Here is a 21,623-nt window from a genome sequence, read left to right as displayed (position 1 = left end):
CACCGAGCGTGCCTGCGCGAGAGCGAGCGCGACGCGCGTCCCCATGGGGCAGGGACTGCCGCTCTGACTGGACCGCTCAGCGCCGGTCGCGGCTCGTCCGATACGGACACGGAGCGCGCCCCGCGCGCATCACGCGCGTCGCCCGGTGGAACAACCGGAAGATCCGTCGATCAGGGGAGAGCTGACGGGCAACGGGGACGGCGCCACGAACGAGCTCGCGCGCTCGCCCTGGGGAACGGGGCCGTGAAGGGCGCGCTCGGGGATTGAGGAGCGCCCTTCGCGCGGCTCAGCGGAGCGTGTACTCCAGGCCCCAGATGTCCACGGAGCTCCGCGCTGGGTAGTACACGGTGAGCTCGTCCGAGGTCTCGAGTCGGGCGGCGTCGATCAGAGGATCGGAGAAGAACCGGCCCGAGTCGGCGGCGTCGAGGAGCGTCCAGGTCGCGTAACCGTCGCTCGGAGAGGCGCCGGCGATGCGGAGATCGGGGAGGATCGCATAGACGTTCTCGGTGGAGGAGATCGCGAGCTTGCCCCGGAAGTTCTGGACCCCCCTCAGGCCGATGCCGTGGCGCGCCCAGGTCCCGTCGGTGTCGCGGAGATAATGGAAGAACTCGCTGCGCGTCCGGGCGCTGGTGAAGTTCGAATTGTCGGTCTCGGCGTCGGGGAGGTGCGAGAGCAGCACATGGACGCGGCCGCTCGTGTCGACCGTCATGTGTTCCTGGTTGATGAGCCCTCGGTTCTGGCCGATGGGCCACACGGAGAGGCCCGTCGTGCGCAGTGAGACGAAGGAGGCTCCGGTCGTCGCGACCGTGGCGCCTGCGTTGTTCTTCCATGTGCGCCCGTGATCGTCGCTGTAGACGTACAGGAGATCGTGGTTTGTCGTCGCGTCGGGCGTGTCCCGCCAGCACCACGCCGCGTGCAGGCGCGAGCCGCCGCGCGTGTACGACAGGCCGTGCAGGTAGGCGTTCATGCTGGCGTCGGTGCCCTCGATGTACTCGCCGAGCGCGCTCCAGGCGTGCGTCGTGGCGTCGTACTCCCACAGGTGCTCGTCGCCGCTACCGCTCTCGCCGATCCGGGCGCTCAGGAGCATCTTGTCCCCGCCGGGCTCGGTGACGAACCGCGGGTACGTCACGAGGGACACGCGGGTCGATCCGACGAGCGCGCTCGAGACGGCGCCGAAGCTCGAGGCGGCCCAGGCCGCGCCTTCCGGGTCCGTCAGGAGACCCGTGACCGAGCGGCGGTAGTGCAGGTTGCTGCCGTGGTGATCGAACGCGAGGTGCAGCGTGCCGTCGCCTGGCGCGATCCCGAGAGAGATCGTGTTGTGGGCGTCGTCGGCGCTCAGCCGGTAATCCTTGAAGTCGAACTTCTCCCAGGCGCCTGCCGCTCCGCCGGGGCTCGCCGGCAGCCGGCGGCGCGCGAGGACGACGTTGCGGTTGGTGTTCCAGAAGGCGGTGTACTGGAAGCCGCCGAACGACACGATCGCGTCCTGCTGGAACGACTCGCCGTTCAGGTAGCCGCCGTAGGACACCACGGTGAGCCCCGACTCCGCGAGCTTTCCCTCGCCGAGCTTGACGATCCCCGGCGCGACGGGCTCCGCCCCTCCGCCGCCGGTCGTCGTGCTGCTGACGGTCGTGCTGTCGATCGTCGCGCCGCTGGTCGTCGTCGTGCCGCCCCCCGCGCCGGTGGCCTCGGAGGTCGTCGCCACCGCGCCGCCGCCCGGGTTCGCGCCGCCTGAGCCTGAGGACGTCGACGATTCGGGCGTCGAGGGGCGCTCGCCGTCGCTGCAGCTCGTCAGCCAGGCAACCGGCGCAAGGACGGGCAGGAGGGAGAAGATAAGTCGGAGGGTCATGCGTTTGCCCGAGGATACTGCCGTACCGCGGCGGTACCAAGCGAGGCAAGCGGTGGTCGTTGAAGGATTCGCGGCAAACAGCGCTCCAGCAATCGCATTGCGCTGTCATCGCCCACCGACCCGAGCGGTCCGAAGTGGACGCTCCACAGGAAGACCTGGCAGCGCAACGTGCTGTTCGAGCCGGTGAGGGGAAAGTGAGCGGTCGTTCGGCGTAGATCATGGCAGAAGCTGGCGGTCGTCCTCCGGAACACCCCGATCCGACGAGAGCGATCCGATCGACCGGTTCCCCGGGAAACCCATCAAGACGCTGGCGCGAGCGCCGCTTACACAAAAACTCACATGATTTCGATCACTTGGCAGCCACGCTCTGCGGCGCATCGCCCCGCGCTGGTCCTCGCTGAGCGGCCCCTCCGCGGCGCGGCGATGCGCTTTCTCCGGCGATCCACGGCAGCCGCAGCGCTGCTCGCGAGCGCGCTCGCGCCGTGCCTCGCCGCCGCCGCGCCTGACACGCCGCTGCCCCATGCAAAGCCGCCTGCGGAGCCGTCCGGCGATGCGCCGCCTGCAAAGCCGTCCGGCGACGCGCCGCCTGCAAAGCCGTCCGGCGATGCGCCGCCCCCCGATGCGCCGCCGGCAGCGCTCGTACCACCATCGCCGCTCACGCCGCTCGGCGCCGACTACCCTGCTGGGGCGCATGGTGACGCGACGGTCCACCTCGTCCTCACGGTCAACGCGGAGGGCACCGTCCGCTCCGCGGTCGCCGAGGATGGCGTGGAGCCGTTCGCATCGGCCGCCGTGGCCGCCGCAACGTCGTTCCGCTTTGCGCCGGCCACCAGGAACGGCGCGCCGGTCGCCGCCAGGATCCGCGTCGAGGTCCGCTTCACCGAAGCCGCGTCGCCCGCGCCGCCCGGCGCCTCCGCAGCCGCGCCGCCCGGCACCTCCGCGCCCGCGCCGGAGCGCCCGGCGACGGCAGCCGGGCCGGCGCCGAGCGCGCCGCGCGCGATCGAGGTCACCGTGCGCGGCGAGCAACCGGTGCCCGGCGTCTCCAGCTTGAGCCGCGGCGAGGTCAGGATCGTCCCTGGCGCGTTCGGCGACCCCTTCCGCGCCCTCGAGGTGCTCCCCGGGGTGACCCCCATCGTCTCGGGGCTGCCGTTCTTCTACGTTCGCGGCTCACCGCCGGGCAACGTCGGCTATTTCCTCGATGGCATCCGCGTCCCCTACCTCTATCACCTCGGGCTCGGGCCCTCCGTGGTCCATCCCGGCATCGTCGATCGCGTCGACCTCTACCCTGGCGGCTACCCCGCGCGTCACGGTCGGTACGCCGGCGGCATCGTCGCGGGCGAGACGACGCCGCCGCTCCCGTACTGGCACGGTGAGGGCATGCTGCGGCTCGTCGACGTGGGCGGGCTCGTCGAGGGTCCCTTCGCCGGAAACCGAGGGGCCGCGCTCGTGGGCGGCCGCTACTCGTACACGGCGTTGCTCCTCTCGCTCGCCGCCCCCGAGGTCGCGCTCGATTACTGGGATTACCAGGCCCGGCTGTCCTACGAGGTCGTCCCGGAAGGCCGGGTGAGCCTCTTCGCGTTCGGCGCCCACGACTTCCTCGGGAGCGAGGAAGACGGCGAGGAGACGACCCTCTTCGACACGACATTTCACCGGCTCGATCTCCGGTACGACCAGGCCTATGGCCAGGGCAGCGCGCTGCGCGGCGCGCTGACGCTCGGCCACGACGAGACGGGGATCGGGGACGGCCAGAAAGCGCTGACTCGGAGCCTCGGCGCGCGCCTCTCGCTCGCTCACCGGCTGCGCGACGAGACGATGATCCGCGCCGGCATCGACGCCGTGGTCGACGACAACGAGCTCGATCTCGCGACCGGCGCCGACGACCCGGGCGACGTCGCGCCGGACGATGACGACGACGTCCCCGTCGACGATCTCCTCTTGAGCCGCGTCGACCTCACGGTGGGCGGCTACATCGAGTCGGACATCGCGATCACCCCGCGCCTGCGCATCACCCCCGGGCTCCGGCTCGATCTCTACCACTCCGACGGCACGGTCGCGCTCGCCGTCGATCCGCGGCTCTCGGCGCGGCTCTCGCTCGGGCGCGGGGTGACGTTCGTGCAGGCGCACGGCATCGCCTCCCAGCTGCCGAGCTTCGTCGTCCCGATCCCCGGCTTCCGCCCGCGCCTCGAGGACGGCCTCCAGCGGAGCTTCCAGTCGAGCGCCGGCGTCGAGCTCGCGCTGCCGGCGGACATCACGGCCACGGTCTCGGTGTTCCATAACGCGTTCTTCAACATGACCGACGCGCTCGGCTCGCTGGGCCTCGAATCGGTCGAGGACGCCTTCACGCTCCGCGCGCTCGGCGCCGCGACCGGCGTGGAGCTGTCGGCCCACCGGCGGCTCACGCGGCGCGTCGGCGGGTTCGCGTCGTACACGCTGTCGCGCTCCACGCGGAGCATCGGCCGAAGCCGGCAAGTGAGCGCGTTCGACCGGACCCACGTGGCGAACGTCGCGCTGACCTACGACCTCGGTCGCGGGTACAGAGCTGGCGGGCGCTTCGTGTTCTACTCCGGGCTCCCCCAGAGGATCGGCGGCGCGACGCTCCCGCCGATCAGCGGCGTCCCCGGAGGCTCCGGATCCCTCGCCGGCGGAGCGCCGCGGTGGGAGCGGCTGCCGCCGTTCTTCCGCCTCGATGTCCGCCTGGAGAAGCGCTGGTCGATCGGGAAGGCGGGCTGGCTGGCGGTCGTCCTCGACGTGCTCAACACCACGTTATCGAAGGAGACCATGCCGGGGATGTGCGATGCGTTCTCGTCGTGCGAGCCGACGACGTTCGGGCCTGTCACCGTCCCGAACCTCGGCTTGGAGGGCGGGTTCTGACGCCCCGGAGGCGCGGCGCCCCAGGCTGGCGACGGCCCGCGCCCGCTCCGGCGGGAGGAGAGGATGCTTCAGGGTCGACCGACCACGGCAGGCGCAGTCACCGCAGCTCTCCTCGGCGAGGGGAAAATGCGGGGATGCCTCAGGTTACCACTTCAAGGCTTCGATCATCTTCTCACCATAACGCGTGCCCATGAGAACGACGGACGCATGATCGAAGTGGTACTGATCCATGACCTTGGTCCCATCCTGAGAGACCCAGTATCCATCAGGCAACATATCGGCCGCTTGGTGCACGAGGCTGTTGTGACCGCTGCAACACCCGCCCGCGGGGAGCTCTCCAAGGATGAAGGGAACGTCGTAGTCGACACCCCAGGCTTCTTTCACCTCGTTATAGAGCTGAACGACCTTGCCGGGCCATGAGCTCTGGCCGCTGTCGGACTCACCCTGGTGGAAGATGATGCCCGCGAAGCGCGCATTCTCGGCCGTCTTCGCCTTGGCGATCTTGTTCAAGATCATCTGGTGATGCGAGCCGCCAGAGATGAACGTGTTGATCGACTCACCGCTCTCAGCAGTACCGACCAACCCGATCGTATCCCCCTCAGGCAGCTTTCCGAGCAGGGTCTTGCCGAACCAGATGCCTGGGTCGACCGCCGTCGACAGGTTCCACCCCTTTTCACCGGGGCAATCGTTGAGCGGCGGATTGGCCACGTTCCACTGTCCGGCCGGCTGGTTGCATCCGCCGAGGACCTTGAGCCGCTGGTCAGAGTTCTGGTCACTGGCCTGTTTGTCCGCGACGCCAGCCATGTTCGACTGACCCATGAGCATGAAGACGTGGAACGTCGGACGTGAGTTCGGCGCGCCGCCGGTGCCTGCCCCGCTGCTATCCGATCCGGTCCCTACCGTGGCGCCGCCTCCGGTCCCCGCGGTCGTGCTGCCCGTGGCGCCGCCTCCGGTCCCCGCGGTCGTGCTGCCCGTGGCGCCGCCTCCGCTCCCCGCGGTCGTGCTGCCTGTGGCGCCGCCTCCGGTTCCCGGATCGGCCCCCCCGGTGTTGTCGACCTCACCGGTCGCGCCAGGCGAAGAGGACTCGCCACAACCCGACGCGGCGATGATGGCGAGAAATGGGAGGAGTAGGAATCTGGCAGTGCCTCGGAGTGTGCGGTTCATCTGGGTCATGGTCGTTACCTCGTCGCGCCGAGGCGCGATCAGAACGGAAGGGCCGAATTGGTGGGCCAGCGGTGCGATGTCGGCAGGACGAACCTCGCCCGCAAAGAGCTCAGCGCCGAGGCCCAATCTATCGCAACTTGGGAGCCTGGCATCCAGGATTCGGCTTGGGACGACGCGAGGAGAAGGCCACCATCGATAGATTCTTCCATCATCGGCGGAGTTCGTCCTTCGGTGCGCCTCGAGCGCCGACCGGTCCTGTCGAAGCGAAGCGGTTTCACGGTCCGGGACCGCGGAAATTTGAAACGGACGCGCCGCGTCCCAGGTTGGGTCCCGCGGCGCGCCGCCGCGCGGACGCCGCCGCCCGGACGCCGCCAGCCGAGCCGCTTCGCTTCAGCCACCCGCCTGATTTGCGAGCAGGACCAAGGCGAGGCCGATGGCCGACGGGACGGTCTGCACGAACAGGATGGAGCGCTTTGCCGTCGCGGCGCCGTAGACACCGGCGACGGCCACGCAGAGGAGGAAGAAGGTCTGGATTTGCCACGCAAAGGCCCTGTTCGGATGGATGACGCCCCAGAGCAGGCCCGCGGCGAGGAATCCGTTGTAGAGCCCCTGGTTGGCCGCCAGCGGCGCGGTGATCGCGGCGACCTCGGGGGTCGTACCGAACGCTTTGTACGCTCGTTCCGAGCGCCACAAGAACATCTCCAGGATGAGGATGTAGATGTGAAGGACTCCGATCAACGTGACGACGATCCGAGAAGCGATCAGCATGCGGCGCACCTTACCACGCGTGCCGTGGCGCCACCGGATGCGCCAGAAGCGTGCTCCAAGCGCGGCGCCCCTCCTCCGCCTCACGCGTCGTAGAGCAGCACCTCGACCTCGGCGCCCTCGCCGATCACCGCCTCCTCGGCCTGCACGATGACCACGCCGTCCGCGCGCGTCGTCGACGACAGGATGGACGCGCCGCTCGTCGCGATCGGAAACACCCGATCTCCCTCGACACGCACCCTCACGTAATCGACGCGCCCGGGCTGGGAGGCGATCTCGCTCGCCACCACGCACCGCCGCCGCCGGTGCGGCCACGCGCGCGGCAGCCCGCCGAGGGCGCGGATCGACGGGCCGGCGAAGAACTCGTAGGCGCAGAGGCACGACACCGGGTTGCCCGGCAGCAGGAACACCGCCCGCCCCCCGCGCAAGAAGCCGAACCCAGCGGGCTTCGCGGGGCGCATCGCGACGCCGTGGACCACCACCTCACCCAGCTCCGCGAGCACGAGCGGCGCATGGTCCTCCGAGCCGACCGACGACCCGCCGGAGACCAGCACCACGTCCCCGCCCGCTGCCTCGATGGCAGCCCGCACCGCCTCGCGCCGGTCGGGGACGTACGCGACGGCCACGTCCTCCGCGCCGTCACGGCGCGCGAGCGCCGAGAGCACCAGGCTGTTCGTGTCGACGATGCACGCCCCGCTCGGCGCGCTCCCCGGTGGCAGGAGCTCGTCGCCCGTGATCAGGATCCGCACCGACGGCCTGCGCACCACGCGCACCTCGGCGACCCCGGTCGAGGCGAGCACGCCGACGTCCTGCGGGCGCAGCCGGCGCCCCGCCGGCACGACCTCCGCGCCCTCCAGCACGTCCTCGCCGATCGCCGCGACGTGCTTGCCGGACGGCACCGGCTCGCGCGCCCGCACGACCGCCGCCCCGTCGCGGCCCGCGCCCTCTTCCGCGCGCTCCGCCACCAGCACCGCGTCCGCCCCCTCCGGCACCGGCGCCCCGGTCGTGATCCGCACCGCCTCGCCCCGGCGGATCGCGCCCGCGTGCGGGCGCCCGGGGAACGACGCGCCCACGAGCGCGAGCTCCACCGGCGCGAGAGCAGCCGCGCCGGCGGTCGCCTCGCCGAGCAGCGCATAACCGTCCATCGCCGCGCGGACGAAGTGGGGCACGCTGATCCGCGCGCGCACGGGCTCCGCCGCCACCCGCCCGACCGCCTCGCCGATCGGGACCAGCTCGTCACCGAGCCGCTGGATCCGCCGCTCCAGGACCTCGAGCGCGCGCTCGACCGCCGTGTGCTCGCGAAAACCCCGCATCCGGACGTCGCGCATCGGCTCTCCGTGGAACGACGGCCGCTCAGACCGCCGCGGAGGCCTCGAGCGCGCCCCGGTACACCTCGTCCACATCGAGCAGGGCGTCGATCGACGCGAGCCGCGCGCGCTCGCCGGGCCCGGCCTCGTAGAGCGTCCACGTGCCGTCCTCGTTGCGCCGGAAGACCTCGATCCTCCGGTGCGCCTGGGAGACCAGGACGTACTCCCTCAGCGAGGGGATCCGGCGGTAATGCGCGAATTTCTCTCCCCGATCGTACGCCTCCGAGGAGTCCGACAGCACCTCGACAAGCACCAGCGGGTTGACCACCGCGTCCTTGTCCTCGGGATCGCGCGCGATCTGGCCGCAGACGACGCTCACGTCGGGGTAGGTGGCGAGGCCCGTGGCGCGCACGCGCACGCGGAGGTCGGACGAGAACACCTCGCAGGGGCGCCGGCCGAGCTGCGCGCCGAGCGCCACGGTCACCCGCGCCGCGAGCCGCGCGTGCTCCGGCGTGCCGCCGGCCATGTCGAAGATCTCGCCGCCGAGGAACTCGTGTTTGGTCGGGCTCGCCCGCTCCTGCTCGAGGTACTCGGCGTAGGTGAAGGAGAGCCGGCGGGCGGGCGCGTTCACGTCATGACCTCGTCCGGGAGTATGCCACGGGAACCGCCCCGCCGGTGCGCCCCCCTCCCGGAGCGCCGCCGCGCGGCCTACCGCCCGCCGCGCGAGCCGCCCTTCCGCGGCCGGCTCGCGCGCCGGAGGGGCGCGATCAGCGCAAACATCCCGAGCGCCATCACCGACAGCTTCGGCCCTCGCTTCTTCCTGGCGCTCGACTGCCGCTCGCCCGCGATCGAGCAGTCCTCCGACTCGGCGGAGTCGTCGGTGTCCCCGCTGCAGCCATCGTCCTCCGCGTAGTACTCGTCCTCGGACTCACTCGTGTCCCCGCTGCAGCCATCGTCTTCCGCGTAGTACTCGTCCTCGGACTCGCTCGTGTCCCCGCTGCAGCCGTCGTCCTCCGCGTAGTACTCGTCCTCGGGCGCCGGCTCGCTCGTATCGCCGCTGCAGCCGTCGTCCTCCGCGTAGTACTCGTCGTCTTCGACGTCCTGCGGATCGACGTCGTCCACGACCACCGTATCGGCGGTGCCGGAGCAGCCGCAGCCCACGTCGGCGGCCGGCTCGTCGTAGTAATCGTCCGGCGGCGGGTTCCCGGCGCCCGACGAGCCGCTGGTCGGGCTCGATCCGCCGCTGCCCGGCCCGCCGCCCAGGCCGTCGGGCCCGCCCACGCCCGACGAGCCGCCCGCGCCGCCAGCGCCGGCCTCGCCGGAGCACTCGTCCACGAGGACGCGCCCGGCCCTCACGACGGGCGAGATCGCGGAGCCCTCCCCGAAGGTCAGCGGCCAGTCCGCGCCGGGCTGCCCGGCCGCGAGCCGGAGCGAGACGCGGGTCAGCCACACGGACGAGGGCGCGAGCCCGGAGAGCCCCACCGCGAGATCGTCGGCGGCCGGACCGCAGCGCAGGAGGTCGGGATCGGTCTCGTCCCTCCGGGGCGCCTCCGCGCAGTCCAGCGCGCCGTCGACAACGCCGTGCGCGGCGCGCGGGCAGCTCGCGGCGACCTTGAGGCTCGACTCCAGCGCGGCCGCGGCGACCGCGGCGCACGTGCCCGGCGCATCGCCGATGTCGCCGTACGCGCTCGCGCGCGCGAAATAGGCCTCGATCACGCTGTCCACGCTGTCGCTGCCGAGGGAGATGCGGCGGCTCAGCGCCTCGTGGCCCGCGCCCTCGACGAGCGCCCCGTGGAGCCCCGCCTGGCCGAGGGCCCCGGCGCGGAGCTCCGCATAATCGCTGCGCTGCGCGCTCGCGTCCCAGCGCAGCGAGGCCGGCGGGAGCGTCACCGGCGCCGCGCCCGAGAGCGCGCCCCGGCCGTCGCCGAGCAGCCACGCCGTCACCTGCACGTCGCCTGCGCCCGCCCCGGCCAGCGACAGCGGCAGGATCGGCTCGCCGCCGCCCATGGCGATGCGCAGCGTCCTCGTGACCGCCGCGCCACCGGGAGCGTCGAAGCGGGCCGCCGCGAACCGCATCCCTTGCAGACCCCCGAGCTGCGCGGCCGCCTCGGAGGACAGCGCGAGCCCGGCCGACGCCGCCCAGCGCGCGACCGCGTCGGCGTCCTCGAGCACCGTCACCTCGACCGGCTCGAGCGTGGCCTCGTGGGCGAGCCGCCCTACCGTCTCGAAGGGGTTCGGCGCGCCCGCCTCCCCCGGGCAGTACGGGTCGACGCCCTGGGGCGGGAGCACCCGGGGCGCCGTCGCCGCCTCGAGCGCCTCGAACCACGCGTCCGAGCTCGTGTCGAGCGCGGCGAGCGGCGGCACCGGAACGACGAGGGCCACGGGCCCGCTCGCGCCCTGGAACCGCAGGCTCGTCCAGAGCGTCGTGCGCTCCGGCCCGGCCGCGACGGCGACGCGCTGCTCGACCGACGCCTGTCCGGCGCCGGGCAGCCACGCCCCCGCGGCGAGGGCGTCGCCGGAGAGCGAGAGAAGGACCGATGAAGAAAGAGCGACCGCAAGCGACCGTCGGGGCATGCGAGGCCGATTGGCAAGCAGCATGCCCCGCAGAGTACGCCTTGTTCGAGGCCAACTTCCACGCGGCCGCGTCCGGCTGAGAACGCCGGTTCACGACGCCCCGGCGCCACACGGGCGCGACGGCCGACCGGCGAGGATCACCCCTCGTGGACGATCACGATGTCGTCGGGGTGGAGGTGGCAGAACACCCGGTCTCCGACGTGCAGCGCCGCCTGGCCGGAGCTCTCGTTGGCGACCACCGCCGTGAGCACGAGGCCGGCGTCGGTCCGGAGGCGCAGCTGGTCGGTGGCGCCCTTGAACAGCTCGTCCTCGACGCGCGCCTCGAAGCGGTTCTCCGGCGCGCCCTGCGGCTCCCTGCGGAGCGCGATCTTCTCCGGCCGGATGGAGACAAGGGTGCTCCCGGCCCCGCCCGCCAGGTGCTCGGCGTTGACGAGGAGCTCGAGCCCCCCGTCGAGCTGGACCCGCGCCCGCTCGCCGCTCCGCGAGAGGACGGTCGCGCGGAGGATGTTGGCCTGGCCGATGAAGCTCGCGACGAACGTCGTCTTGGGGCGGTGGTAGATCTGCGACGCGTCGCCGAGCTGCTCGATCCGGCCCTTGTTGATCACGGCGATGCGGTCGCTCATGGTGAGCGCCTCTTCCTGGTCGTGGGTCACGAACACGAAGGTGATCCCCAGCTTCTTTTGCAGCTCCTTGAGCTCCACCTGCATGGCGTGCCGGAGCTTCGCGTCCAGCGCCGAGAGGGGCTCGTCGAGCAGCAGGACCTTGGGGCGGCACACGATGGCCCGCGCGAGCGCGACCCGCTGCCGCTGCCCGCCGGACAGCTGCGACGGCTTGCGCTGCTCCATGCCCCCGAGCGACACCATCGCGACCGCGGCCCGGACCCGCTCGTCGATCTCCGCCCGGGGCACCTTCTTCATCCGCAGCCCGAAGCCGATGTTCTCCTGCACGGTCATGTGAGGGAACAGCGCGTAGCTCTGGAACACCTGGTTCACGTCCCGGCGGTACGGCGGCTCGTGGGTGACGTCCTTGCCCTCCAGCAAGACGGCGCCGCTCGACGGCGTCTCGAAGCCCGAGATCATCCGGAGCAGCGTCGTCTTGCCGCACCCCGAGGGGCCGAGGAGGGTGATGAACTCGCCCGCCCTGATCTGGAGGTCGACCTCGCTCACGGCGTGGAAGGCGCCGAATCGCTTGGTGACCGCGCGGAGCTCGACCATCACATCCATCGATTCACCTCGGAGGGCCGGCAAAGCGCGCGGGGGAGGCGGAAGAGGCGGAAGAGGCGGAGACGAGCGGCGCTGCGCCACCCCGCGCGACGGCGCCGCATCAGGCCTCCGGCTCCTTGCGCAGGCCGAGCAGGAAGAAGAGCGAGAACAGGAGCAGGAGCGCCATGCCGAGCGCGGCGCCGAAGGGCCAGTCGCGCGCCTGACCGAACTGGTTCTGGATGACGTTGCCGATCATCGGCACGCGCGATCCCCCCATGAGATCCGTGATCGCGAACATCCCGAGCGCCGGGATGAACACGAGCAGGACGCCCGCGAGGATGCCCGGGCGGGTGAGCGGGACGATGACGTGCGAGAACGCGGACACAGGCCCCGCGCCGAGATCGAACGCCGCCTCGATCAGGGCGTTGTCGAGCTTCTCGACGCTCCCGTAAATGGGCAGGATCATGAACGGCAAATACGAGTAGACGAGGCCGATGACCACCGCCGTCGGCGTGTACATGATGTCGAGGGGGCTCGAGATGATCCGCAGGTAGAGGAGGAGCCCGTTGAGGAGCCCCTCCGACTTGAGGATCGACATCCACGCATAGGTCCGGATGAGGAAGCTCGTCCAGAACGGCACCATCACCAGCATGAGCAGCCGGTTCCGGACGCCCTCCCTCGCCCGCCCGATGAAGTACGCCACCGGATAGCCCGCGACGAGGCAGATCGCCGTGGTGATGGCGGCGTACTTGATCGAGCTCAGCAGGATCTTGAGGTAGGTCGGGTCGAAGACCCGGGCGTAGCTCGACAGCGAGAGCTCGAAGACCACCTGCCCGAGCTCGTCCCGCTCGCAGAAGCTGTAGACGAGCATGATCGCGGTGGGCGCCACGACGAAGGCGAAGAGCCAGAGCAGGAGCGGGGCGAGCAGCAGCCACCCGCGGACGCCCGGCCTCCGCCGGGCGCCCTGGAGCTCGACGACCTGCCCGGTGGCCGTGTTCATGACGCCCCGCCGCTCACTGCGACGCCTTGAGGTCGGTCACCAGCTTGTCCACGTCCGCGGCCACCTTGCCGATGTCGTGGAACGTCTCCATCCCCGCGAGCGGCGGGTAGCTCGCCGGGTTCGCGAGCTGCTCCGGCGTGAGCAGCTTGCGCGCCTCCGCGTTGGGGTTCGTGTAAGGGAACTTGTCCGAGATGATCTTGCTGACCTCCGGACGGAGGATGTAGTTCATGAACATCTCCGCGCCGATCTTGTTCTGTGCGCTGTCGGGGATCACCAGGCTGTCGATCGCCTTGTGTGTCCCCTCCAGCGGCAGGACGAACTGGAACTTGTCCTTGTCCTCCTGGTAGAGCAGGGCCGCCTCCCCGCTCCAGACGACGCCGATGTCGACGTCGCCGTTGAGCAGCGCCGTCTTCGGGCTGTCGGAGTCGAACACCTTCACGAGCTTGATCCACTCCGCCAGGGTCGGCTTGACCTTCGCGAGGCTCTCGGGCGTGACGTCGTTGGGGTTCATCCCCATCGTCACCATGACCCAGGAGACCATCTCGCGGTTGTCGTTCAGGGCCACGATGCGCCCCTTGTACTTCGGCTGGAACACGTCCTTGAAGCCCTTCACGGGCTCCTTCACCTTCTGGGTGTTGACGACGATGCCCACGACCGTGCCCATCCACGGGACCGAGTACTTGAGCTCCGGGTCGTGCGGCTGGTTCCTGAACGCGGGCGCGATGTTCTTCAGGTTCGGGATGCGCGATGGTTCGAGCAGCTGCAGCTTCTTCTGCCGGATGAGCGCCTCGACCGCGTACTCCGACGGCTGGATGAGGTCGTACCGGGTGCTCCCCGCGAGGAGCTTCGACAGCATCTCCTCGTTCGAGGCGAAGGTCTCGTAGTTGACCTTGATCCCCGTCTCCTTCGTGAAGCCGTCCAGGACCTCCTGCGGGACGTACTCGGACCACCCGAAGAGGTTGAGCTCGTCGCCGGGCTTCGGCTCGGGCGCTGGGGCGCTGCCCGAGGCGGCCGCCTGCTGCGGCGCCGGGCTCTCCTTCTTCCCGCAGCCGAGGAGGCAGAGGAGCGGGACGAACATCAGTATCAAGAGCGCTGAGATGCGTTTCATTGGCCTTTTCCTTGTCTCGCCTGCGCCGGCGCAGGCCCCCGCGTTCGCGCCGCGCGCCGCTCCCCTTCAGCTCTCGTCGGGGAGCCGCCTCGCGGTGCCCTTCAGCGACTCGGCGATCACGACGAGCATCGCGGTCGCTGCGATGAACACCGTCGAGATCGTGTTCAGCATCGGGTTCAGACCGACCTTCGCCATGCCGAACACCTTGATCGGCAAGGTCTCGGACTTGGGCCCACGGGTGAAGTAGGTGACGATGAGCTCGTCCATCGACAGCGTGAACGACATCAGCGCACCGGAGATGATCGCGGGCAGAAGGTAAGGCACCATGATCAGGAAGAACGCCTTGAGCGGCGTCGCCCCGAGGTCCAGGGCGGCCTCCTCGAGCGACGGATCGAGCCCCGCGAGCCGCGCCTGGACGGCGATCAGCACGAACGGGAAACAGAAGGTGACGTGCGAGATGATGACCGTCGTGAAGCCGAGATCGAGCTCCACCGTCTTGAAGAAGATGAGCAGGCTGATCCCCATGATGATCTCCGGGATGATCATGGGAATGAAGATCAGCGTCGTGATCGACCGGAGCGCGGGGAACCTGTACCTGTAGAGCAGGAAGGCGCCCGCCGTGCCGAGGGCGACCGAGAACGCCGTCGTGATCGCGGCGATGATCACGCTGTTGCTCAGCGACTCGATGAGCGGCGACCGCCGCTCGTCGCCCAGGTGGGCGACGAGCTCATCGAAGAGCTGCCGATACCATTTGAAGGTGAACCCCTCCCACACCACGCTCATCCGCGAGTCGTTGAACGAGTAGGCGACGAGGAGCAGGATCGGCAGATACAGGTAGAGGAGGACGAGCCCGCTCCAGCCGCCAAGGAGCCAATTCGACAGCTTGATGCCCGACATCGTCCGGAGTCGCATGCGGCGGCCTCGCGATCCGACAGGATCGCCGCGCGAGCTTATCGCTTGCAGAACGCCGCGCGCAACACATTGCCGAGTGGAGAGGAAGGGCGCGACGCAGGTGATCGCGGCCACGCTGGCTGTCGTTCGCGAGGACGCGCCGGCGCCGGCCGCACGCCCGCACGCAGACCCCACGCCCCACCGAGCGCGCCCTCGCCGCGCGCGCTGCTCGCGCGCTGCATGCGGAGCGCGCGCTGCATGCGGCGGGCGCGGCGGCTCCTTCCGTAGAAGCCCTTGACACCGCACTCTCCTCCGCTTACCGGCCCTGCATGACCGGGTCGTCGCGCCGCCCTTCAGGTGAGGTCCCGTGAGCACTTCCCGCATCTGGACGATCGAAGAAGCGAACGCGCTCGTCCCGCGGCTCTCGTCGATGATCGGCCGGCAGCTCGCCCTGGCGAGCGACGTCGAGCGCTGCTGGCAGGAGCTCGTGCAGGCCGTGCAGAACCCGGCCGCGACGCCGGATCAGCTCATCGAGATGGCGCGCAACGGCAGCGAGCAGGCGCGGGCCCGCGAGCGCGAGCTCTCGGAGAAGATCGCCGCGTACGAGTCCGGGTGGCAGGAGATCGAGGAGCTCGGGGTCGTCGTGAAGGACCAGCGGATCGGCCTCTGCGACTTCTACGGGCGCCTCGACGGCGCCCTCGTCTGGCTCTGCTGGCGCTACGGCGAGCCGGCCGTGGAGCACTACCACGGGCTCGAGGCCGGCTACGCCGGGCGCAAGCCGATCACCGCCGAGAGGCGCCGGCAGCTGCTCAACTGACGAGGCCCCTGGTGATCGATCGGAAGAGAGCGGCGTGGGCGATCGAGGAGTTCCTCCGCGCCCTCGGGCGCGACGTCGAGGGGGACCTCGCGGGCACGGGCGAGCGGGTCGCCGACGCGTGGGCCGACGACCTCATCGAAGGCGAGGCCATCGACGCGGCCGCGGTGCTCCGCGAGGGCGCCATGGAGACAGGCCCCTTCGAGCGCGGCCTCGTCGTCGCTCGCGATCTCGCCGTGACCACGATGTGCCCGCACCACCTGCTGCCGGGGCACGGCACCGGCACCATCGTCTACCTGCCGGGCGCGCGGGTCGCCGGCATCGGCACGCTCGCGCACGTCCTCGACGCGCTCGCGCGGCGGCTGACCCTGCAGGAGCGCATCGGCGGGCAGCTCGTCGAGCTCCTGGTCCGCGAGCTCGGCGCGCGCGGCGCGCTGTGCAAGCTCACGCTGACGCACACGTGCCTCATCGCCCGCGGCGAGCGCAAGGCGGGCGCCCTCATCGAGACCCTCGCCGTCGCCGGTGAGCTCGCCGAGCCAGGCCCCGAGCGCGATCTCGCCCTCGCCGCGCTCTCCGGGGGGAGGGCGTGACCGACGTCGCGGTCGTCACCGGGCCGAGCCGCGGCATCGGCCGGGCGACGGCGCTCGCGCTCGCGCGCCGCGGCCTCTCCATCGCGCTGCTCGGCCCGCCGAGCCCGCGCCTCGACGAGGTCACCGACGAGGTCCGCCGCCTCGACGTCGCCGCGCTCCCGGTCCCCTGCGACGTCGCCTCCGAGGAGCAGGTGGCGCGCGCCTCCGCCGAGGTGGTGGCGTGGCTCGGCGCGCCCCGCGTCGTCGTGAACAACGCCGGCATCGTGAGCCGCGGCGCGAAGGTCCACGAGACCGCGCCCGCCGCCTGGGACGAGGTGATCGCGGTCAACCTCCGCGGCCCCTTCCTCATCTCGCGCGCGTTCCTCCCGGCCATGCTGAAGCAGGGGCGCGGCCGCCTCGTCCACGTCGGCAGCATCTCCTCGACCCTCGCGTGCCCCGGCAACGCCTCGTACGCCGCGTCCAAGTGGGGCCTCATCGGCCTCTCGAAGAGCCTGGCCGAGGAGCTGCGCGGGACAGGGCTCCAGTCCGTCGCCGTGCTCCCCGGCTCGGTCGACACCGACATGCTCGTCGGGAGCGGGTTCCCCCCGCAGATGAGCGCCGACGAGGTGGCGCGGCTCCTCGTGTACGCCGCGCTCGACGCCCCCGACGCCGTCACCGGCTCGGCCATCGAGATGTTCGGCTGACGGCGCGCCGCGCTCGCCTCCGCGGAACGCGCGCCAGAACGCGGGCCGGCGACGGCGGACCGCCGAGCCCGATGTGCATGTACGTGGCGCCGCCACACCCCACCCCCCGCGTGCTACCCTGCGGCCCGTGGATACGACGCCTCCGCGCCCGGGCGACCTCAGTGGGGCATTGCCCGAGCTGCCGCTGTTCCCGCTGCCGCAGACGGTGCTCTTCCCCGGCGCCCTGCTGCCGCTCCACATCTTCGAGCCGCGCTACCGGGCGCTCGTGCGCGACGCCCTCGGGACGCACCGCATCCTCTCCGTCGTCCTCATCACGGACCCCCGCGCGATCGACGCGCACGGCCACCCGGCCATCGCGCAGGTGGCCGGCGCCGGCGAGATCATCGATCACGCCGAGCTGCCCGGGGGCCGCTACAACATCATGCTGCGGGGCCGCGCCCGGGTCCGCCTGGCGGAGCGCCCGTTCGTGCCGCCGTACCGCACGGCCGCGGCGACGGTCCTCGAGGACGAGCCCGGGGAGGTCTCGGCCCAGGATCACGCCGCGCTCATCTCCACCGCGGCCTCGTTCGCGGCGCTCGTCCGGGATCGGGACAGCAATTTCGAGTTCCGGCTGCCGCGCGACGCGGCCACGTCGCTCGTCGCGGATCTATGCGCCCACCACCTCATCCTCGACGCGCGGGAGCGGCAGACGGTGCTGGAGACCCTCGACGTCGTCGCGCGGGTGCGCCGCGTGACCGAGGCGCTCGCGCTCCAGCAGCTCGCGCTCGCCTCGGCGACGCGCGACGTCAACTGAGACCCGAAGCGCCGGCCTGCCCGCATGGGCCGGCGCGGCGCACCTGAACACGGGTCCAGAAGGGGCTCCGGGGCGGGTGCGGTCGTCCCAAGATCGAGTAGGCTGCGCCGCCTATGGCGACCTCTCGTTCAACGGAACCCTCAGCCCCGATCATCGTCAAGCACCCGGGGTGTCCCCAATGGGGACTCGGATACCTCGTCGAGGAGCGCGACGAAAAGCGCTTCTACGATTTCGAGGATGGCCTCAATCACTCCATCGCCAAGGCTTTCTGGTCGAAGCTCGAGCCGGTGCAGCTCGGCGACGACGAGGCGAGCGCGCTCGAGGCCAGGATCCGCGGTCTCCGTGACCGGCCGTCGGCCGCCGCCAAGAAGCAGCGCGCCCGCGTCGTCGCGCCGCCGGTCACGAGCTTCGACGAGCAGGTCGCGAGCTTCGAGTCGCAGTTCGAGGGTGGGTTCGGGGGTCCGCAGTTCATCGCCGAGGAACGAGGCGCCGCCGGGGGCGAGGGGGCCGAGGGTCCGGCGAGCGGGGCGAAGAAGAAGAGCAAGGCCTTCAAGCAGGGCGCCATCGAGACCGCGCGCGCGCTCCTCGCCAAGGGCGAGCTCGAGGCGCTGCTCGCGGCGGGCAACCTGAACGATTTCATGGAGCGGATCACCAAGGTCCACAAGGCCGCGACCGGCCTCCTGCACCCCCTCGGCGATCTCATCCCCTTCAACAAGATGCCGGCCGAGCACCACCGCGCCTACGCCGAGGCGGTCGTGGATCTCCTCTATGGCGCGGGCGACTACGCCGCGCGCTTCGACCGGCTGGCCGGCGTGCTCGCCGCGGCCAAGGTCGTCACGTGGCCGCTCGTGACGATCCTCGGCGCGCTCGTCTACCCGGGCGAGCACGTCTTCGTGAAGCCCTCCTTCTACGAGAAGCAGGCCGCCGTGCTCGGCTTCAATCTCGCCTACGATCGCGCGCCGAGCGCCGAGGGGTATGCCCGGATGCAATCGCTGGCGCGCGAGCTCGAGCGGCGCCTGCGCGAGCGCGGCCTCGCCCCGCGCGATCTGATGGACGTCTACGCGTTCCTCTGGCGCACGATCTCCCCGTCCAAGCCGGCCACGAAGTCCTGACATCCCGCGTCAGGCCGCCCTGCGCGACGTCGTGCGACGCCGCGTTGGGCGGTCCCCGGCGCTGCGCGAGGCGGTGCGGGCGCAGCCGGCGGCCCTCGACCCTCGACGCGCGGCGCTGGCCCGCCTATGCGACCTTCCCAAGGAGGGTCTCGCATGAAGGCTGCCGTGCTCGAAGCCGTGAAGAAGATCGCCGTTCGCCATGACGTCGCCCCGCCGCAGATCGGCCCGCGCGACGTCCTCGTCCGCGCGAAGGCGTGCGGCATCTGCGGCACCGACGTGCACATCTGGGAGGGCGATTTCTTCCCGACCTTCCCGCTGATCCCCGGGCACGAGCTCGCCGGCGAGGTGGCGGCGGTGGGCGACGAGGTCGAGGGCCTGCGGCCCGGCGATCGGGTGATGGTCGACCCGACGGTGACCTGCGAAGAGTGCCACTTCTGCATGATCAACCGGCAGAACCACTGCCTGAAGTGGAACGCGGTGGGCGTGACGCGCGACGGCGGCTTCGCCGAGCTCGTCCGGGTCCCCGCGAAGAACTGTTATCGCTTCGAGCGCGTCTCGTTCAGCGAGGCCGCCTTCTGCGAGCCGCTCGCGTGCGTCGTCTTCGGGCAGGATCGCGCGCGCATCGAGATCGGCTCGGAGGTCCTTGTCCTCGGCGCCGGCCCGATCGGCCAGCTCCACCTCCAGGCGAGCCTCGCGAACGGCGCCGCCGCGGTCACCGTGGTCGACGTCGTCGAGTCGAAGCTCGACCTCGCCCGCCAGCACGGCGCCACCGAGGTGGTGCTCGCCGACAACGCGCTCCAGGCGAAGCTCAAGAAGATCGCGCCCTACGGCTTCGACGTCGTGATCGACGCGACGGGCATCGCCCGGGTGCTCGGCGACTCGGTCCAGTACGTCAAGAACGGCGGCCGGTACCTCGTGTTCGGCGTGTGTGGGCCGCAGGACAAGGTCGAGATCTCGCCGTTCGAGATCTACCGGCGCGATCTCGAGATCATCGGCAGCTTCGCGATCAGGCGGACGTACGACCGGGCATTCAAGCTGATGGAGCGCGGCGCGATCGACGTGAGGAAGCTCCTCTCCGAGGCGATGCCGGTCGAGGAGCTCCCGCGCGGCCTCGAGATGATGAAGAAGGGCACCGCGCCCATGAAGCTCCAGGTCGTGTTCTAGCCGCGCGGCCTTCGCGCTCACAAAGCTTACGATTTTCTCGATTAGTTAAGAGTCGTTACGAAGATCACCGAAGTAGACGAAACTGCAAAAAGGACGCTTTCCATGGCCATCGTGATCGGAATCGACGTCGGGACCAGCGGCCTCAAGGCCATCGCAGTCGAAACGGAGCGCGGCGCGGCGGTCGCGTCGGCGCACCGCGAATACCCGCTCTCCACGCCGCACGCCGGGTGGGCCGAGCAGGATCCCGAGGACTTCGCCGCGGCGGCGCTGAGCGCCCTCGGCGAGCTCGCCCGCTCCCTCGGCCCGCGCCGCGACGACGTGCGCGCGATCGGGCTGACGGGGCAGATGCACTCGGCGGTCTTGCTGGACGAGGCGCAGGCGGTCATCCGGCCTGCGATCCTGTGGTGCGACACGCGCACCACGGCCGAGTGTGAGGCCATCCGCGCGAACCCGAAGGTCGGCGACGCGGGGCTGGCGCGCCTGGTCGGCAACCGCGCGCTCGAGGGGTTCACGCTGCCGAAGCTGCTCTGGCTGCGGGCGAACGAGCCCGAGGCGTTCGCCCGCGTCCGCGCGGTGCTCATGCCGAAGGATTTCGTGGGCTTGAAGCTGACGGGCGAGCTCGGGACGGACGACAGCGACGCGAGCGGCACGCTGGCGTTCTCGCCCGGGGATCGCTCCTTCAGCGCCGAGCTCCTCTCGGCGGTCGGCGTCCCGCGCGCGGTGTTCCCGCGGTCGGCGCCCTCGAACGCGCCGCTCGGCCAGCTGACGGCCGAGGTCGCCGCCGCGACGGGGCTGCCGGCGGGCATCCCCGTCGTGCGGGGCGCCGCGGACAACGCGGCGGGCGCGGTGGGGCTCGGCATCGTGCGCCCCGGCCGGGCGATGGCGTCGGTCGGCACGAGCGGCGTGATCCTGGCGCACACCGACTCGTGGATCGTGGAGCCCGAGATGCGGCTCCACAGCTTCTGTCACGCGGTCCCGGGCCGCTTCTACCTGATGGGGGTGATGCTCGCCGCCGGCGGTGCGCTGCGCTGGTACCGCGACGTCCTCGGCGACGGGGAGCGCATGGCGGCCGAGCTCCGCAAGGTCGATCCGTACGAGATCATCTCGGACACGGCGTCGACGGCGCGCCCGGGCGCGGGCGGCGTCGTCTTCCTGCCGTACCTGATGGGCGAGCGCACGCCGCACAACGACGCGGCGGCGCGCGGCGCGTTCGTGGGGCTGAGCGCCCGCACGACGAAGGCCGATCTCTCGCGCGCGGTGCTGGAGGGCATCACGTTCGGGCTCGCGGACTCGCTGGATCTGATGCGCGGCGTGGGCCAGACGAACGGCGCGTCGGCGGTCTCGATCGACGAGATCCGCCTGACCGGCGGCGGGGCGCGGAGCCCGTTCTGGCGCCAGCTGATGGCCGATGTCTTCGAGGCGCCGGTGGCGATCACGACGTCGACCGAGGGCCCGGCCTACGGCGCGGCGCTGCTCGGCGCGGCGGGCGCGGGGCTGTTCTCGTCGGTCGAGGAGGCCGCGGACGCGTTCGTCCATGTCGTGTCCCGGGTCACGCCGGACGCGGCGCGCTCGGCGCGGTACCGGGAGATCCACGCGGTGTACCGGGGGCTCTACAACGACCTGCGCGGGCGGTTCCGGGAGCTCGGAAGGCTGGCGTGATGGGGTGACAGGATCCGGGCTGCTACGGTAAGGCGAGCGTTGTGCCGGTGGGCGTGAGGTCTTGCCGGGTCGCCCGGCGC

The 21,623-nt window shown here is 71.1% G+C and carries 18 protein-coding genes; 8 read left to right on the top strand and 10 right to left on the bottom strand.

Annotated features, from left to right (window positions below; genetic code table 11):
- Positions 1 to 286: 286 nt before the first annotated feature.
- Positions 287 to 1,846, bottom strand: a complete 1,560-nt coding sequence (locus WMF39_RS49985; RefSeq protein WP_437743483.1) for a BNR repeat-containing protein — start codon at positions 1,844 to 1,846, stop codon at positions 287 to 289.
- A gap of 423 nt (positions 1,847 to 2,269) precedes the next feature.
- Between WMF39_RS49985 and WMF39_RS49980 the strand changes: the two genes are divergently transcribed.
- The gene (locus WMF39_RS49980; RefSeq protein WP_437743482.1) at positions 2,270 to 4,717 is read left to right on the top strand and encodes a TonB-dependent receptor domain-containing protein; all 2,448 of its coding nucleotides are present in this window, start codon (positions 2,270 to 2,272) and stop codon (positions 4,715 to 4,717) included.
- A gap of 144 nt (positions 4,718 to 4,861) precedes the next feature.
- Here the strand turns inward: WMF39_RS49980 and WMF39_RS49975 are convergent, their stop codons facing one another.
- The 9 genes from WMF39_RS49975 to WMF39_RS49935 form a co-directional block, all read right to left on the bottom strand.
- Positions 4,862 to 5,890 (bottom strand): sialate O-acetylesterase, encoded by a 1,029-nt coding sequence (locus WMF39_RS49975; RefSeq protein WP_437743481.1) that lies wholly within the window; start codon positions 5,888 to 5,890, stop codon positions 4,862 to 4,864.
- A 381-nt stretch (positions 5,891 to 6,271) separates the two neighbouring features.
- Positions 6,272 to 6,649 carry a DUF1304 domain-containing protein gene (locus tag WMF39_RS49970; RefSeq protein ID WP_437743480.1) on the bottom strand — a complete coding sequence of 126 codons (378 nt, stop codon included), beginning with the start codon at positions 6,647 to 6,649 and terminating at the stop codon, positions 6,272 to 6,274.
- Positions 6,650 to 6,729: 80 nt separating this feature from the next.
- Positions 6,730 to 7,974, bottom strand: a complete 1,245-nt coding sequence (locus tag WMF39_RS49965) for a molybdopterin molybdotransferase MoeA (RefSeq protein WP_437743479.1) — start codon at positions 7,972 to 7,974, stop codon at positions 6,730 to 6,732.
- Between the two features lie 25 nt (positions 7,975 to 7,999).
- Positions 8,000 to 8,584 carry a Uma2 family endonuclease gene (locus WMF39_RS49960; RefSeq protein ID WP_437743478.1) on the bottom strand — a complete coding sequence of 195 codons (585 nt, stop codon included), beginning with the start codon at positions 8,582 to 8,584 and terminating at the stop codon, positions 8,000 to 8,002.
- Positions 8,585 to 8,661: 77 nt separating this feature from the next.
- Complete coding sequence (locus WMF39_RS49955) at positions 8,662 to 10,527, bottom strand: DUF2330 domain-containing protein (RefSeq protein ID WP_437743477.1); 1,866 nt, start codon at positions 10,525 to 10,527, stop codon at positions 8,662 to 8,664.
- Between the two features lie 137 nt (positions 10,528 to 10,664).
- Entirely contained in the window at positions 10,665 to 11,750 is a 1,086-nt protein-coding gene (locus WMF39_RS49950) for an ABC transporter ATP-binding protein (protein ID WP_437743476.1), read from the bottom strand.
- Positions 11,751 to 11,850: 100 nt separating this feature from the next.
- Positions 11,851 to 12,729 (bottom strand): ABC transporter permease, encoded by an 879-nt coding sequence (locus WMF39_RS49945; RefSeq protein ID WP_437743475.1) that lies wholly within the window; start codon positions 12,727 to 12,729, stop codon positions 11,851 to 11,853.
- A 13-nt stretch (positions 12,730 to 12,742) separates the two neighbouring features.
- Positions 12,743 to 13,837, bottom strand: a complete 1,095-nt coding sequence (locus WMF39_RS49940; protein ID WP_437743474.1) for a polyamine ABC transporter substrate-binding protein — start codon at positions 13,835 to 13,837, stop codon at positions 12,743 to 12,745.
- Positions 13,838 to 13,903: 66 nt separating this feature from the next.
- Positions 13,904 to 14,749 carry an ABC transporter permease gene (locus WMF39_RS49935; protein ID WP_437743473.1) on the bottom strand — a complete coding sequence of 282 codons (846 nt, stop codon included), beginning with the start codon at positions 14,747 to 14,749 and terminating at the stop codon, positions 13,904 to 13,906.
- Between the two features lie 346 nt (positions 14,750 to 15,095).
- On the opposite strand from WMF39_RS49935, the gene WMF39_RS49930 reads away from it, so the two are divergent.
- The 7 genes from WMF39_RS49930 (at position 15,096) to xylB (ending at position 21,543) form a co-directional block, all read left to right on the top strand.
- On the top strand, positions 15,096 to 15,545 hold the full coding sequence (locus WMF39_RS49930) for a DUF2203 domain-containing protein (RefSeq protein ID WP_437743472.1): 450 nt from the start codon (positions 15,096 to 15,098) through the stop codon (positions 15,543 to 15,545).
- An 11-nt stretch (positions 15,546 to 15,556) separates the two neighbouring features.
- Positions 15,557 to 16,132, top strand: a complete 576-nt coding sequence (gene folE / locus WMF39_RS49925) for a GTP cyclohydrolase I (protein ID WP_437743471.1) — start codon at positions 15,557 to 15,559, stop codon at positions 16,130 to 16,132.
- Positions 16,129 to 16,815, top strand: a complete 687-nt coding sequence (locus WMF39_RS49920; protein ID WP_012241908.1) for an SDR family NAD(P)-dependent oxidoreductase — start codon at positions 16,129 to 16,131, stop codon at positions 16,813 to 16,815. Before folE ends, WMF39_RS49920 begins: the two co-directional genes overlap by 4 nt.
- A 127-nt stretch (positions 16,816 to 16,942) precedes the next feature.
- The gene (locus WMF39_RS49915; RefSeq protein ID WP_437743470.1) at positions 16,943 to 17,608 is read left to right on the top strand and encodes an LON peptidase substrate-binding domain-containing protein; all 666 of its coding nucleotides are present in this window, start codon (positions 16,943 to 16,945) and stop codon (positions 17,606 to 17,608) included.
- A 113-nt stretch (positions 17,609 to 17,721) separates the two neighbouring features.
- Positions 17,722 to 18,720 carry a hypothetical protein gene (locus WMF39_RS49910; RefSeq protein WP_437714823.1) on the top strand — a complete coding sequence of 333 codons (999 nt, stop codon included), beginning with the start codon at positions 17,722 to 17,724 and terminating at the stop codon, positions 18,718 to 18,720.
- A gap of 153 nt (positions 18,721 to 18,873) precedes the next feature.
- Positions 18,874 to 19,884, top strand: a complete 1,011-nt coding sequence (locus tag WMF39_RS49905) for a zinc-dependent alcohol dehydrogenase family protein (protein ID WP_437743469.1) — start codon at positions 18,874 to 18,876, stop codon at positions 19,882 to 19,884.
- Positions 19,885 to 19,986: 102 nt separating this feature from the next.
- On the top strand, positions 19,987 to 21,543 hold the full coding sequence (gene xylB, locus WMF39_RS49900) for a xylulokinase (RefSeq protein WP_437743468.1): 1,557 nt from the start codon (positions 19,987 to 19,989) through the stop codon (positions 21,541 to 21,543).
- Positions 21,544 to 21,623: the final 80 nt, after the last annotated feature.

The sequence above is a fragment of the Sorangium sp. So ce1504 genome (genome assembly GCF_051521635.1).
Taxonomy (GTDB): Bacteria; Myxococcota_A; Polyangia; order Polyangiales; family Polyangiaceae; genus Sorangium; species Sorangium cellulosum_B.
Note: the sequence above shows the minus strand (reverse complement) of the source record. Positions and strands in the feature narration are given on the sequence as shown.

What these genes read in the sequence shown, in the direction of transcription:
- WMF39_RS49985 (WP_437743483.1), bottom strand. Translation starts at nt 1,846, where the DNA reads ATGACCCTCCGACTTATCTTCTCCCTCCTGCCCGTCCTTGCGCCGGTT.
- WMF39_RS49980 (WP_437743482.1), top strand. Translation starts at nt 2,270, where the DNA reads ATGCGCTTTCTCCGGCGATCCACGGCAGCCGCAGCGCTGCTCGCGAGC.
- WMF39_RS49975 (WP_437743481.1), bottom strand. Translation starts at nt 5,890, where the DNA reads ATGACCCAGATGAACCGCACACTCCGAGGCACTGCCAGATTCCTACTC.
- WMF39_RS49970 (WP_437743480.1), bottom strand. Translation starts at nt 6,649, where the DNA reads ATGCTGATCGCTTCTCGGATCGTCGTCACGTTGATCGGAGTCCTTCAC.
- WMF39_RS49965 (WP_437743479.1), bottom strand. Translation starts at nt 7,974, where the DNA reads ATGCGCGACGTCCGGATGCGGGGTTTTCGCGAGCACACGGCGGTCGAG.
- WMF39_RS49955 (WP_437743477.1), bottom strand. Translation starts at nt 10,527, where the DNA reads ATGCCCCGACGGTCGCTTGCGGTCGCTCTTTCTTCATCGGTCCTTCTC.
- WMF39_RS49950 (WP_437743476.1), bottom strand. Translation starts at nt 11,750, where the DNA reads ATGGATGTGATGGTCGAGCTCCGCGCGGTCACCAAGCGATTCGGCGCC.
- WMF39_RS49945 (WP_437743475.1), bottom strand. Translation starts at nt 12,729, where the DNA reads ATGAACACGGCCACCGGGCAGGTCGTCGAGCTCCAGGGCGCCCGGCGG.
- WMF39_RS49940 (WP_437743474.1), bottom strand. Translation starts at nt 13,837, where the DNA reads ATGAAACGCATCTCAGCGCTCTTGATACTGATGTTCGTCCCGCTCCTC.
- WMF39_RS49935 (WP_437743473.1), bottom strand. Translation starts at nt 14,749, where the DNA reads ATGCGACTCCGGACGATGTCGGGCATCAAGCTGTCGAATTGGCTCCTT.
- WMF39_RS49910 (WP_437714823.1), top strand. Translation starts at nt 17,722, where the DNA reads ATGGCGACCTCTCGTTCAACGGAACCCTCAGCCCCGATCATCGTCAAG.
- WMF39_RS49905 (WP_437743469.1), top strand. Translation starts at nt 18,874, where the DNA reads ATGAAGGCTGCCGTGCTCGAAGCCGTGAAGAAGATCGCCGTTCGCCAT.
- xylB (WP_437743468.1), top strand. Translation starts at nt 19,987, where the DNA reads ATGGCCATCGTGATCGGAATCGACGTCGGGACCAGCGGCCTCAAGGCC.